The sequence below is a fragment of the Streptomyces sp. NPDC051105 genome (genome assembly GCF_040682795.1).
In the GTDB taxonomy this organism is placed as follows: Bacteria; Actinomycetota; Actinomycetes; order Streptomycetales; family Streptomycetaceae; genus Streptomyces.
Genome location: NZ_JBFBBR010000002.1, coordinates 610,274 through 623,462 on the forward strand (window position 1 = coordinate 610,274; position 13,189 = coordinate 623,462).

A 13,189-nucleotide genomic window follows, 5' to 3' on the forward strand; every position below is an offset into this window, starting at 1 on the left:
CTCGCGCCGAGGGCCGGCGGGTGGTGTGGGGCTGCCCGCCGACCCTCGGCATCACCGCCGCTCCCCGGCGCTCCCGTCCCGGGGAAACCCGGGGAGCGGCGGAAACCGCCCCAGCAGACCCGCGGCCCTGAGCAGCCGCGGAACGCGGGGCCCTGCGCACACCAGCCGCAGCCGCCCGCCCCGCTCCCTGGCCCGCGCCTCGGCCCGGCACAGCACCCGCAGCCCCGAGCAGTCGAGGAAGTCCAGCTGCCGCAGATCGACGAGCACGTCCGGCTCGGCCCCGGCGGTGGCCGCGAGCAGATGCTCCGCGACCAGGTCCTCGGTGGCGATGTCCACCTCGCCGAAGACCTCGACGACGAGATACGTCCCGCACCGGCGGGTCCGCGCGCAGGAGTTGGCGGCGGGCGGCCCGGGTTGGTCCGTTTCCGGCGTCATCTCTGCTCCCCCTGGTGCAGGGCGCGTACGGGACCGGTTGGTACCCGCCGGGAGCACCTGCCATCCCTGCAGCGGGCGGCGCAAGATCAGGTTCACTCGAGTCGGTGAATTTCTCTCAAGTGGCTTGACTTGAAGCGCTTTGTGAACGGCGAAGGGCCGCCGTCTCCCTGCTGACGGCGACCCCTCGGTCTTCGGCGGCTCTCCGAAGCTCACCTCACATGTGAACGACCGGCGCCGCGTCCGCGTCCTGCTGCGGAACTCCCTTGCGGAACAGCAGGAAGGCGATCACCGCACCCGCCGCGAACATACCGGCCGACCACCAGAACGCGGTCGTGTAGCTCTCGATCGTCGCCTGGGCCTGCACCAGCTTGCTGGTCGCGTCCCGCCCGGTCAGGTAGTCCGTCGCCGCGCTCGCCGCGAGCGTGTTGAGCAGCGCCGTACCGATCGAACCGCCCACCTGCTGCATGGCGTTGACCGTCGCGGAGGCGACGCCCGCCTCGTCGGCCGTCACCCCGCCCGTGGCCAGCTGCATGGCCGCCGGCATGACCAGGCCGAGGCCGAGGCCGGTGATGACCAGCTGCGGGAGCACCGCGCTGACGTAGCTGGAGCCGACGCCGATGTCGGTCAGCCAGGCCATGCCGACCGCGGAGACCGCGAAGCCCAGCGGGACGACCGCCTTCGGGCCGATCCGCGGGACCAGGACCTGGGTGCCGATCTGTGCCGTCACCATCAGGGCGCCGATCATCGGCAGGAACGCGAGGCCGGTCTTCGTCGGGCTGAAGCCGAGGTTGAGCTGCAGGTAGTAGGTGAGGAAGAGGAACACGCCGAACATGCCGCCCGCGGAGATCAGCACGGCGAGGAACGAGGCGGCCCGGTTGCGCTCCAGCAGGATGCCCAGCGGCAGCAGCGGGTACTTGGCCTTGGTCTGCCACCAGGCGAAGGCCGCGAGGAGCACGACACCGGCGAGCAGGAAGCCCCAGGTCAGCGGCGAGCCCCAGTCGTGCGTCTCGGCGTTGGAGAAGCCGTAGACCAGCGAGAACAGACCGGCTGCGACCAGGACCGTGCCCGGCACGTCCAGCTTCGCGTTCTGGGCGTCGCGGTGGTTGTGCAGCAGCGCCATACCGCCCGCGAAGGCGACGACGGCGATCGCGACGTTCACGTACAGCGTCGAGCGCCAGTCGAACGTGTCGGTCAGGACGCCACCGAGCAGCAGGCCCACCGCACCGCCGGCGCCGGCGATGGCGCCGTAGACGCTGAACGCGCGGGCCCGCTCACGGGCGTCGGTGAACGTGGTGTTGAGCAGCGAGAGCGCGGTCGGGGCGAGCAGTGCGCCGAAGGCACCCTGCAAGGCGCGCGCGGTCACCAGCATCCCGAAGCCGTTCGCGGCACCGCCCAGCGCCGACACGGCGGCGAAGCCGACGACTCCTACGAGGAAGGCGGTCTTGCGGCCGAACAGGTCGGCGATCCGGCCGCCGAGCAGCAGCAGGGAGGCGAAGGAGAGGGCGTACGCGGTGACGATCCACTGCCGGTTGCCGTCGGAGAATCCAAGGTCGGCCTGGGCGGACGGCAGGGCGATGTTCACGATGGTGGCGTCGAGTACCACCATCAGCTGGGCCACGGCGATGACCGCGAGGATCCACCACCGCTTGGAGGAGGCGGCCGGCGGTGCCTCCGTGGCGCCGACGTGGACGTCGTCGGTCAGGGTCTTCTCAGACATGGGGGAACCACTCCAGGGAAGTCGTTCGGGATTCCCGAGAAGCCGCGTCGGGTACGACGGCCTTGCCCGGATGCGAACGAAACGGTTTCGTACACATCGAGCGTAGAGCACTTTCAGCGAAACGGCAACGTTTCGCAGTGACGTAGGTTGACCATGGGCATCGGCAGGCTCGCGGTGGACGGCGCGGAGGCCCCTGTCGCCCCTGACCCCGCTCGGTCGGTGCCGGGCTCCTCGTTTGGGTTGGGGGTCAGGTGTCTCCGACATCGCGCCGGGCGAGGCCGGTGACCCCGTACGTCGCCGTCGGCGGCGCTGCGGAACCCGCAGGCCCGGCGGTCACGGTGGGCCCGAGTCGGTGGCTCGCGGCGGGCGGGCCCATCCCAGGGACCGTTCGACGGCCCGCAGCCAGTCGGCGTACTCCGCCTCCCGCCGCTCGGGGTCCATGTCGGGCAGCCACTGCGCGGCCCGGTGCCAGTTGTGGCGCAGCACTTCCAGGTCCGGCCAGTAGCCCGCGGCGAGCCCCGCCGCGTAGGCCGCTCCGAGGGAGACCGTCTCGGCGACCATGGGCCTCACCACGGGCACGTCGAGCACGTCCGCCACGAACTGCATGAGCAGGTTGTCCGCGGTCATGCCTCCGTCCACCTTGAGCTGCCGGAGAGGGACCGGGAAGTCGGCGTTCATGGCATCGACGACCTCACGTGTCTGCCATCCGGTGGCCTCCAGGACGGCGCGCGCCAGGTGTCCCTTGGTGATGTACGAGGTGAGTCCGACGATGACCCCGCGCGCGTCGCTGCGCCAGTGCGGTGCGAACAGACCTGAGAAGGCGGGGACGATGTAGCAGCCGCCGTTGTCCTCGACCGTCCGTGCCAGGGTCTCTATCTCCGGAGCGCTGCTGATCAGACCCAGGCGGTCCCGGAACCACTGGACCAGTGCTCCGGTGACGGCGATCGACCCTTCCAGAGCGTAGGCCGGCCGCTGGTCGTCGATCTTGTAGGCGACGGTGGTGAGGAGTCCGTGCCGGGACCGCACGATGTCACCGCCGGTGTTGAGAAGCAGGAAGCTGCCCGTTCCGTACGTGCACTTCGCCTCGCCCGGGGAGAAGCAGGTCTGGCCGAAGAGCGCGGCCTGCTGGTCGCCGAGCGTGGCCGTGATGGCGACGCCCGGGAAGAGCGCGCGGGCGTCGCCGTAGGTCTCGGCGGAGGACCTGATCTCGGGCAGCATCGAGCGGGGCACCCCGAAGAAGGCCAGCAACTCGTCGTCCCAGGTGAGCGTGCGGATGTTCATCAGCATCGTGCGGCTGGCATTGGTGACGTCGGTGATGTGCAGGCCGCCGTCGGCCCCTCCGGTGAGGTTCCAGATCAGCCAGCTCTCCATCGTTCCGAACAGCACCTCGCCGTCCGCGGCGCGCTGCCGCAGGCCCTTGACGTGGTCGAACAGCCAGCGGATGCGCAGCGCGGAGAAGTAGGTCGACGGCGGCAGACCGCACCTTTCCAGGAAGAACTCCTCGCCGGGGCGCTGCCTCAGCTCCTCGACCAGCGGCGCCGTGCGGGTGTCCTGCCAGACGATCGCCCGGCCGAGCGGAGCCCCGGTCCGCCGCTCCCAGAGCACGGTCGTCTCGCGCTGGTTGGCCAGGCCGATGGCGGCGATCTGTCCCGTGTCGACCCCCGCGCCGCCCAGCGCCTCGGGCCCGACGCGCCGTAGGTTCTGCCAGATCTCGACGGCGTCGTGCTCGACCCAGCCGGGCCTGGGGAAGTGCTGCCTGTGCTCCCTCTGCGCGACCGAGACCAGTCGGCCGCGGTGGTCGAACAGAATGCATCGGGTCGAGTTGGTGCCCTGATCAATGGACATTACATACCGTTCAGCCATGATCGGGTCTGCCTTCCGACGGGTCGATGTGGCGGCCGGCCAGGTCTACCAGCGAGCGGCTCCCAGATCTCTGGAGATCGCCCGCGCGGCCTCACGGGTCAGGGTGATCAGACTCGGCCGGGGCCGGCCCTGGCTGTCGCAGATCCGCTCGACCGGCCCGGACAGCCCGATGGCGCCGACGACGAGGCCGCCGTGCCCTCGGATCGGCGCGGCGAGCCCGGCCTCGCCCATGGTCATCTCCTGGATCTCCGCGGCCCAGCCGAGTTCCCGGACCTCGGCGAGAGCGCGGCCGAGCTGTTCGCGATCGGCCAGGGTGTGCCGGGTGTAGGTCTCCAGTCCCGGAAGCCGGTCGGACTCGAGCGTCGCGGTCCCGTAGGCCAGCAGTACCTTGCCGAGCGAGGAGGCGTGCAGGGGCAGCAGCGAGCCCACATCCAGGGTCTGGAAGGTGTCGTCCGGCCGGAACACGTGGTGGACGACGAGCACGCTGCCTTCCAGGGGTGTCCCCAGCCGAACCGATTCCCCGCTGCGGGCGGCGAGGGCATCGGCCCAGTTGAGGGAGCGGGAGCGCAGCTCGTTGACGTCCAGGTAGCTGGTGCCGAGGTGCAGCAGGGCGGCTCCCAGCTGGTATTTCCCGGTCGCCGCGTCCTGCTCGACGAAGTCCACGTGCTGGAGCGTACGCAGGATGCCGTGCGCTGTGCCCTTGGCCAGTCCGAGCGAGGCCGCCACCTCCCCGAGCCCCAGTCGGCGGGGCCCACCGGCGAGCAGGCGCAGAATCGCCGCCGCCCGTTCGATCGACTGGACTGGGCCGGTCATGAAGCGAGCCTATTACCGTCACGGAGGCTTCGCTTCACGTGTGGATGGCCGCCGCGGAGGCATCGGGAAGATCCACGTTCGGTAATGCCGACCGCCGTTCATTGACCGCCCTGATTTGAGTCCATAACTTGCAAAGAGGCCGGAATGCGTGGACACGTGACGCCGTACCGGTAGCAGAGATCACCGGGAGAGACCATGGCGGTACAGCTCAAGACGCTCCTTCGGCCGGTATACGAACATGTGTGTCCGGTACCGCCCGTCGCCGGGGCCGTGTCGACCGTGCGCCGACGGGCGGCAGCCGTCCTCGCGGACTGGAACGTGTCTGCCGAGATCGTCGAGGACGCGCTGCTCGTGGTGTCGGAGCTGGTGACCAACGCGATCATTCACGCCCGCCCACCGGCCGTGCTACGGCTGTCCTGGGTACCCCGTGACGGCGCCCGCACCCTGCGTATCGAGGTCTCCGACGCGGGGCCCGAGCACTCTTCGGGGTGGTGCCCCGCCGGGATCGACCCGGACGAGCACGGCCGCGGCGAGACGATCGTCCACGCCCTGGCGACACGTCATGGGATACATGTCCACCTGGGCGGGGTCACCCGGTGGGCCGATCTGACCCCGGGACAGCACCTCTAGAGCGCGGCCTCTGCCGGGGCCGGCACGGGTACCTGCCCGTCCGCGGTCTGCCTGCGGAGCAGGAGCAGGGCGGCGTCGTCGTGCAGCCGGCCGCCCACGTGGGTCAGCAGCTCGTCGTGGAGCGCGGTGAGCGTGTGCGCCGGGTCGTCCGACACATGGCGGGCCACGCTCTCGACCAGCGGATAGAACTCGCGGGCGTGATCGCGGGCCTCGGTGACCCCGTCGGTGTAGAGCAGCAGCTGGTCTCCCACCGTGAAGGACAGGTGCTGGAGGTGGGGCACCTGGCCCGAAAGCGCGCGCAGCCCGAGGGGCGGCGCGGGATGAGCGGATTCCACCGCCGTGACCTCTCCCGAGGCCGATATCAGCAGCGGAGGAGCGTGTCCGCAGTTGACGACCTCCAGGTGGCCCGACCGGTGGCATCCGGCGACCACGGCGGTGACGAAGTCGTCCGGGCCGAGATTGCGGGCCAGGCTGCGCTCGATCCTGCTGACGACGTCCACCAGGTCGGGCTCGTCGTAGGCGGCCTCGCGGAACACCCCGAGCACGAGTGCGGCGGTTCCCACGGCGGGCAGTCCCTTGCCGCGCACGTCGCCGACGATCAGCCTGACGCCGTGCGGGGTGGGCACCAGGGCGTAGAGGTCCCCGCCGATCCGGGCCTCCGCCGCCGCGGCGCTGTAACGGACGGCCACCTGGAACGGGCCGACGGTCTCCGGGACGGGCTGGAGCACCGCGTGCTGGGCGGCTTCGGCGACCGAGCGTACGGCGGCCAGGACGCGCTCCCGACGACGACGCAGCCCGCTGGCCAGGGTGCTCGCCGCGGTGACGGCCAGCAGGGCGGACAGGACGGCCACCAGTTCACCCGCCGGAACAGCCTGGCCGGTGCCCAGCGTCGCGCCCAGTGCCGCGGCCAGAAGTCCGACGCCGAGTACCCCACGCGGCCCGTTGGTGGCGGCGGCCAGCGCGGGGCCCGCCGCCAGCAGGGGCAGCCAGATCGTCCCCGCCCCTCCGGTGCTGTCGAGGAAGACCACGACGGCGACGACCAGAACCGGCAGCAGGGACAGTGCCGGGGCCGGCTGTCCGGTGGCACGCCGACGCCCCGGTCCCCGTGCACCGGCCATACGGTTCCCGAACAGCCGCATCCACGCGTGGTCGCCGTCGTGATGGGGGGCCTGGCTCATGTTTGCGTCCGCAGTCCTCGCCTGTACGGAGATGTACACCCGGAATGTCCGTTTCATCAAGCAAACGGGTTGGGCGTGGGCAGCCACAAGGAGCGGAATTTCAGATAGTGAGCGAGAGACTTCTGGTCACACGGCTCGCGATCGGGAGCAGGCGCGCCGGGATCCCCTGCAACTGGCCCTCCCGTTCCACCGGCAGAGAGACTCCGAGCGAGCCCAGTATGTCCCCGCTGTAGACGGGCACGGCGACGCAGACCGTGCCCAGCGCGTACTCCTCGAGGTCCGTGACGGCGGGCGCCGAAGGGGACGACTCGATCCTGCGCAGCAGCTCCGGAACACTGGTGATCGTGCGCGGTGTGAGATCGGGGAGGTGGTGCCTGGACAGATAGTCCCGACGGGCATCCGCGTCCAGCTCGCGCAGCACGGACTTGCCCAGGGCGGTGGCATGTCCGGCGTCCTCGAACCCCACCCACAGATCCACCCGCGGAGTCCGGGGGCCGTCAACGATCTCGGCGACCCGGATCTCACCGTCCTCGTAGAACGTGAGGTAGGCGGCAGCGGACAGCTCGTCCCGCAGGGCGGCGAGCGCCGGACGGACACGGCTCAGCAGCGTCTGTGTGTGACCCGCCGAGTACAGGGACTCCACCTTGTCGCCCAGGATGAATCCGCCGTCAGCCAGTTTCCGTATGTACCCGTCGTGCACCAGCGTGCGCAGCAGGTGGTAGGCGGTGGCCAGGGGCAGCTCGGTCTCGCGTGCCAGCTGTTTCGCCGGCGCGCCGTTCTCGTGCGCACTCACCGCCTCCAGCAGGCGCAAGGCTCGCTGCACGGACGCGATGAGAGTGGGGCCTTCGTGAGCGCCCATGGGACCAGCCTGCGCCCGGCACGTACCACGGGCAAGGCAGGGATCGCCACGCGATGACGGCAAGGCCCCGTACGCGGTCCGCGCCGGGGTGTTACCCGCAGGTCAGAGCGGGAATACGGTAGCGACCGCACACTCCCCGAAGGACTGATCCCCATGGCCGCCGAACTCACCGGCACCTATGTCACCCTCGACGACGGCCGCTCCGCCGTCCGGTTCAACCGTACCTACGACCACCCCGCCGAGCGCGTCTGGCAGTTCGTGACCGGTCCGGACGAGTCGGCCCACTGGTTTCCGTCGCGGCTCGACATCGAGCCGCGCGACGGCGGCACCGTCCGGTTCAGCGGCGACCCCCGTCAGGCGAACGCCACCGGCACGGTGCTCGCCGTCGACGAACCGCGGCACCTGTCCTTCACCTGGGGCGGCGACGAACTGCGCTTCGACCTGGAGGCGCTGGACGAGAAGCGCACCCGCTTCACCCTGACCCAGGTGCTGGCCGAGGAGAACGCGGCCGCCCGCAACGGCGCCGGCTGGGAGGTCTGCCTGCTCGCCCTCGACGCCCTGGCCCGCGGCGAGGGACACGCGGGCCCGCACTCCGAGGACGCCGCCGACTGGCGGGAGTTCTACGACGCCTGTCTGGCCGCCGGGTTCCCCTCCGGCGCCCCCATCCCCGGCCTGGACGCCTGACCGGTCACGCCAGCTGCCGTCGCACCAGCTCGTGCAGGCGCCCGCCGGTGTCGGCGAGCAGCTGGGCCGGCGGGCCCTGCTGGGCGACCTTGCCGTCCTCCATCACGACCACCCGGTCGGCGTCCATGACCGTCGACAACCGGTGGGCGATCACGATCCGGGTGGCGTTCAGCTTGCGGGTGCTCTCGATGACCGTGCGCTGGGTGTCGTTGTCCAGGGCGCTGGTGGCCTCGTCGAAGAACAGGATGCGCGGCCGCCGGATCAGCGCCTGGGCGATCATCAGCCGCTGCCGCTGGCCGCCCGAGACCGCGCCGCTCCCGGCGACGATCGTGTGCAGCCCCATCGGCATCCGCTTGATGTCCTCGGCGAGGCCCGCCATCTCGGCCGCCGCCATCGCCTCCTCGGGCGTGTACGGCTCGGTGCCGCAGATGACGTCCAGGATCGAGCCGGTGAACGGCTGCGCGTGCTGGAGCACCACCCCGCACTGCCGGCGCACCGCGGACTGGTCGAGCGCGCCCAGGTCCTGGCCGTCGTACAGCACGCTCCCCGAGACCGGCTTGTCGAAGCCGATCAGCAGCCGCAGCAGCGTCGACTTGCCGCAGCCGCTGGGGCCGACGATCGCCACGAACTCGCCCGGCCGCACCTCGAAGGAGACGTCATCGAGGACGAGGGGACCGTCGTCGGCGTACCGGAAGGAGAGACGGCGGGCCTCGATGCCGCCGGACAGCGGGCCGGGGCGGGTGCTGGCGGTGCGCACCTCGGGGGCGGCCTCCAGGACCGGCCTGATCTCCTCGAACAGCGGCAGCGCGGCCACCGCCGACACGAAGGAACCGGTCAGCTGGGTGACCGAGGTGAGCAGCATCGTCACCGACGTGTTGAAGGTGAGGAAGGCCGCCGCGTCCATGGCGCCCTTGGCCGGGCCCGCCAGCAGCATGAACATCAACAGGGTGCAGACCGGGAGATAGACCGAACCCAGCACGGTGGTGAGGTTCTTGATCCGGCCCACCTTCTGCTGGAGTTCACGGCTGCGCGCGAACTCGCCCGCCCAGGCCGCGTACGCGTAGTTCTCGGCCGCCGCCACCCGCAGCTTGGGCAGACCCCGCAGGGTCTGGAAGGCCTGGTTGTTCAGCTTGTTGCCGAGCACCACGAGGCGGCGCTGCCAGCGCACCTGCCACAGCCCGAGCCCCAGGAAGAGGGCGCCGATGACGACGAGCATGCCCAGTGCCGCCAGAGCCATCGGGACGCTGTACCAGAACAGCAGGCCCAGGTTCATCGCCCCGACGGTCACCGACTGGGCGACCACCGGGCCGACGCCCGCCAGCAGCCGGCGGATCGCGCTGATGCCCATGGCCGCGCTCGCCAGCTCACCGGTCGAGCGCTGGGTGAAGAACTTCGTGGGCAGCCGCAGCAGCCGGTCCCACACGGCCGGCTGGAGGGTCGCCTCGATCCGGCCCTCCAGGCGGAGGATGATGAGGTTCTCCAGAAGCGTGAACGCGGCCGACACCACCGCGCTGATCATCACCGCCAGGCAGACCTGCGCGATCAGGTTCGTCTGGGCCTTCGGCACGTACTCGCCCAGCACCTTGCCGGTCGCGATCGGCACCAGTGAGCCGATCGCGACGGTCACCAGCCCGGCGACGAGCAGACTGCCGAGGTCGCCGCGGGTGCCGCGCAGACTGAACCGGAGCAGGCCGAGCGGGGTGAGCGCCTTGTCGGGCAGCGGGCGGTAGAACATCACCGCGCGCGGCTCGAACTCCTCGGCGTTCGCCTTCTCGATCGGCGTCTCCCGGCCGGTCGCCGGATGGACGGCGACATAGCCGCCGCGCCGCCACAGCAGCGCGACCGGAGCGCCGGACAGGGCCCGGTGTCCGACGAGCGGTCCTACGTTGTCCCGCCACCAACGGCCGTCCAGGCGTACCGCCCGGATCCGCACCCGGGACGCCAGGGCCACCCGTTCGACCGGGTCGATGCGGTCGCTCTCGGTGCCGCTCTGCGCGGGCTCGGCGAGGGTGATGCCGGCCGCCTGGGCGACCAGTTTGCAGGCCGCGTAGGAGGCGTCGGCGTCGGCGGCCGTGGTGCGCTTGGCCGCCTTGCCGATGGAGGCGAGCAGGGTGCGGTCGGCCTGGGCGCGGACCGCCTCACCGGCCTTGATGCCGGCCGCGGTACGGGTCTCGTGGGTGTGCTCCAGCTGCTCGATCCACCGGTCCAGCGTGGTGAGCAGCCGGTACTGCTGGTCGACCATGCTCTGCCACAGCGCCGGGTCCATCAGCAGGTCGGCGGCCGCCTCGGCGCCGTACAGCGAGCCGTACTGCGCGCTGCCAGGCGGCACCTGCATCCAGAAGACGTCGTCGTCGGTGGGGGCCGCGGCCCGCTCACTGGCGGCCATCGGGGCCTGGAAGAGGATCGACAGGCCGCGGCCGACGCCGAGTGCGAGCGCGTATTCCAGGGGGCTGGTGGTCGGCGGCACGTACTGTGGGTTGCCGTACTCGTCGTAGGACCAGGTCTGGGTGGAGGCGGGCTGGTACAGCTCGCGCAGGCCGATGCGGTGGACCACGCAGTCCCGCAGCGGGCGGGCCACCAGGGTGTGCTGGGGTCCGGCGACCGGGCCGAGCAGGAGGGCACCTGCCTCCAGCCGGCCCAGATGGTGCCAGTGACCCTGCTGTTCGGCGTCCACCGCGAACAGGTCCAGGGCACCGGAGACCACCAGCCACAGCACCTGCGGCCCTTCGAGGTCCAGGCGGTTGAAACCGGTGCAGTCGATCCGGGCGCCCAGTGAGCCGAGCGCGCCGAGAACGAGGTCGCCGTCGTCTGCGGTCGTCATCTCATCGCTCCCTGACCAGCGCGGCGTACGCCCCGCCGTGTGCCACCAGCGCGTCGTGCCGCCCGCGCTCCACGATCGTGCCGTGCTGGAGCACGACGATCTCGTCGCTGTCGCGGACCGTGCTCAGCCGGTGCGCGATCACCACGCAGGCACAGCCGCGCCGGCGCAGGTTGTCCATGACGGTCAGCTCGGTCTCGGCGTCCAGCGCGCTGGTCACTTCGTCGAGCACGAGGATGCTCGGTCTGCGCACCAGCGCCCGCGCGATCTCCAGACGCTGGCGCTGGCCGCCGGAGAAGTTGCGGCCGTCCTGCTCGACCCTGCTGTGGATGCCGCCGGGCCTGCGCGTCACCACGTCGTACAGGGCCGCGTCCCGCAGCGCCTCCACCACCGCCTCGTCCGGGATCGACGGGTCCCACAGCGCCACGTTGTCGCGTACCGAGCCCTCGAAGAGGAAGACGTCCTGGTCGACGAAGGAGACGGAGGCGGCCAGCGCGCCGCGCGGGATGTCCTCCAGACGCTGCCCGTCGATGCGGATCACGCCCTCCCAGGGGGCGTACAGGCCCGAGATCAGCCGGGAGACCGTCGACTTGCCGCTGCCCGAGCCGCCCACCAGGGCCACCTGGCGGCCCGGCCCGACGGTCAGGTCGAAGCCGGTGAGCAGCGGCTTGTCGAGCGGGCTGTAGCCGAAGGTGATGTTCTCCAGCTCGACATGGCCGTGCAGCCGCCGGGTGGACTCGCCGGAGCCGGGGCGGGCGTAGATGGGGTCGGCCTGGAAGTTCTCCACGTCCTTCAGACGGGCCACGTCGGCCGCGAAGTCCTGGATCCGGCCCGCGACGCCGTTGAGCCGGGTGAGCGGGGCGGTGAAGCGGGTGACCAGGGACTGGAAGGCGACCAGGAGGCCGACCGAGATACCGCCCTCGACGGCCCGCATCCCGCCGATCCACAGGATCAGCGCACTGTTCAGGGTGGCGAGCGTCGGGGCCACCACCCCGAGCCAGGCACTGGGCACCCCGAGCCGCTGCTGTTCCTCCAGCGTGCTCGCGTGCTGCCCGGCCCACTTGCGGAAGTAGCCGTCCTCGCCGCCGGTCGCCTTCATCGTCTCGATCAGCTGGAGGCCGGTGTAGGAGGTGTTGGTGAGCCGGGCGGTGTCCGCGCGCAGCTTGGCGGTCCGGGTCGCGCGCAGCCGTACGACGAACCGCATCGCCACGATGTTCAGCAGCGCCACGCCGATGCCGAGGAAGGTGAGCTGTGTGTCGTAGGTGTAGAGGAGCACCGCGTAGAGGACCACGACCACCGCGTCCACGCCGGCCGCCGCGAGGTCGCGGGCCAGGGTCTCGGCGACCTGGTCGTTGGACTGCAGGCGCTGCACCAGGTCGGCCGGGCTGCGCTGGGAGAAGAAGGTCACCGGCAGTCGCAGCAGATGGCGCAGGAAGCGGGCGCTGGACAAGGTGGAGGAGACGATCCGGCCGTGCAGCAGGTTCGCCTGTTGCAGCCAGGTCAGGGCCACGGTCAGCAGTACGCAGGTGCCCATCGCGGTGAACAGCACGCCGAGCAGCGAGGTCTGGCCGCCGATGAGGAACATGTCGATGTACTGGCGGCTGAGCGCGGGCACCGCCGCGCCCACGAGCACCAGCAGCAGGCTGGCCAGCACCGCCGCCGGCATGGTCCCCGCGGTGCCGCGCAGCCGGGCCGGCATCGCGCCGAGGACACCGGGCTTGCGGCCGCCCCGCTCGAAGCCGTCACCCGGCTCCAGGACCAGCACGACGCCGGTGAAGCTGCCGTCGAACTCCTCCATGGGCACGAACCGGCGGCCCTTGGCGGGGTCGTTGACGAAGACGCCGCGGCGACCGAAGCGGCGGCCCATGCCGTCGTAGACGACGTAGTGGTTGAACTCCCAGAACAGGATCGCCGGGGCCTGCACGTCGGCGAGGGCGGCCAGGTCCATCTGCATGCCCTTGGCGGTGAGGCCGTAACTGCGGGCCGCCTTCAGCAGGTTGCTGGCGCGCGAGCCGTCGCGGGAGACACCGCAGGCGATGCGCAGCTCCTCCAGCGGGACATGGCGGCCGTAGTGGCCGAGGACCATGGCGAGAGAGGCGGCGCCGCACTCGACGGCCTCCATCTGGAGCACGCTGGGGGTGCGGACCGTGCGGCCGCGGCCCTTGGGCACCGGTCGCTTGGGCGGCGCGGCG

10 protein-coding genes are annotated in these 13,189 nt (G+C 71.1%); 2 read left to right on the top strand and 8 right to left on the bottom strand.

Going from position 1 to position 13,189, the window contains the following annotated elements; all coding sequences use genetic code 11:
- Positions 1 to 51: 51 nt before the first annotated feature.
- From AB0N16_RS06735 to AB0N16_RS06750, 4 genes are all read right to left on the bottom strand, one after another.
- Complete coding sequence (locus tag AB0N16_RS06735) at positions 52 to 435, bottom strand: STAS domain-containing protein (protein WP_365793753.1); 384 nt, start codon at positions 433 to 435, stop codon at positions 52 to 54.
- A gap of 214 nt (positions 436 to 649) precedes the next feature.
- Positions 650 to 2,152: an MFS transporter gene (locus AB0N16_RS06740; protein WP_365793755.1), complete on the bottom strand. Its 1,503-nt coding sequence runs from the start codon at positions 2,150 to 2,152 to the stop codon at positions 650 to 652.
- Between the two features lie 333 nt (positions 2,153 to 2,485).
- A complete protein-coding gene (gene glpK, locus AB0N16_RS06745; protein WP_365793757.1) occupies positions 2,486 to 4,015 on the bottom strand; it encodes a glycerol kinase GlpK in 1,530 nt (509 codons plus the stop codon).
- 45 nt (positions 4,016 to 4,060) lie between these two features.
- Complete coding sequence (locus AB0N16_RS06750; RefSeq protein ID WP_365793759.1) at positions 4,061 to 4,828, bottom strand: IclR family transcriptional regulator; 768 nt, start codon at positions 4,826 to 4,828, stop codon at positions 4,061 to 4,063.
- A 195-nt stretch (positions 4,829 to 5,023) separates the two neighbouring features.
- On the opposite strand from AB0N16_RS06750, the gene AB0N16_RS06755 reads away from it, so the two are divergent.
- The gene (locus AB0N16_RS06755; protein ID WP_365793761.1) at positions 5,024 to 5,458 is read left to right on the top strand and encodes an ATP-binding protein; all 435 of its coding nucleotides are present in this window, start codon (positions 5,024 to 5,026) and stop codon (positions 5,456 to 5,458) included.
- On the opposite strand, the gene AB0N16_RS06760 is transcribed toward AB0N16_RS06755, so the two are convergent.
- On the bottom strand, positions 5,455 to 6,636 hold the full coding sequence (locus AB0N16_RS06760) for a PP2C family protein-serine/threonine phosphatase (protein WP_365793763.1): 1,182 nt from the start codon (positions 6,634 to 6,636) through the stop codon (positions 5,455 to 5,457). The two genes, AB0N16_RS06755 and AB0N16_RS06760, sit on opposite strands and share 4 nt — an antisense overlap.
- A 100-nt stretch (positions 6,637 to 6,736) precedes the next feature.
- Positions 6,737 to 7,495: an IclR family transcriptional regulator C-terminal domain-containing protein gene (locus AB0N16_RS06765; protein ID WP_365793765.1), complete on the bottom strand. Its 759-nt coding sequence runs from the start codon at positions 7,493 to 7,495 to the stop codon at positions 6,737 to 6,739.
- A gap of 153 nt (positions 7,496 to 7,648) precedes the next feature.
- On the opposite strand from AB0N16_RS06765, the gene AB0N16_RS06770 reads away from it, so the two are divergent.
- A complete protein-coding gene (locus tag AB0N16_RS06770) occupies positions 7,649 to 8,179 on the top strand; it encodes an SRPBCC family protein (RefSeq protein WP_365793767.1) in 531 nt (176 codons plus the stop codon).
- A 4-nt stretch (positions 8,180 to 8,183) separates the two neighbouring features.
- On the opposite strand, the gene AB0N16_RS06775 is transcribed toward AB0N16_RS06770, so the two are convergent.
- Both AB0N16_RS06775 and AB0N16_RS06780 read right to left on the bottom strand, forming a co-directional pair.
- The gene (locus AB0N16_RS06775; RefSeq protein ID WP_365793769.1) at positions 8,184 to 11,000 is read right to left on the bottom strand and encodes an NHLP bacteriocin export ABC transporter permease/ATPase subunit; all 2,817 of its coding nucleotides are present in this window, start codon (positions 10,998 to 11,000) and stop codon (positions 8,184 to 8,186) included.
- Position 11,001: 1 nt separating this feature from the next.
- Complete coding sequence (locus AB0N16_RS06780) at positions 11,002 to 13,167, bottom strand: NHLP family bacteriocin export ABC transporter peptidase/permease/ATPase subunit (protein ID WP_365794061.1); 2,166 nt, start codon at positions 13,165 to 13,167, stop codon at positions 11,002 to 11,004.
- Positions 13,168 to 13,189: the final 22 nt, after the last annotated feature.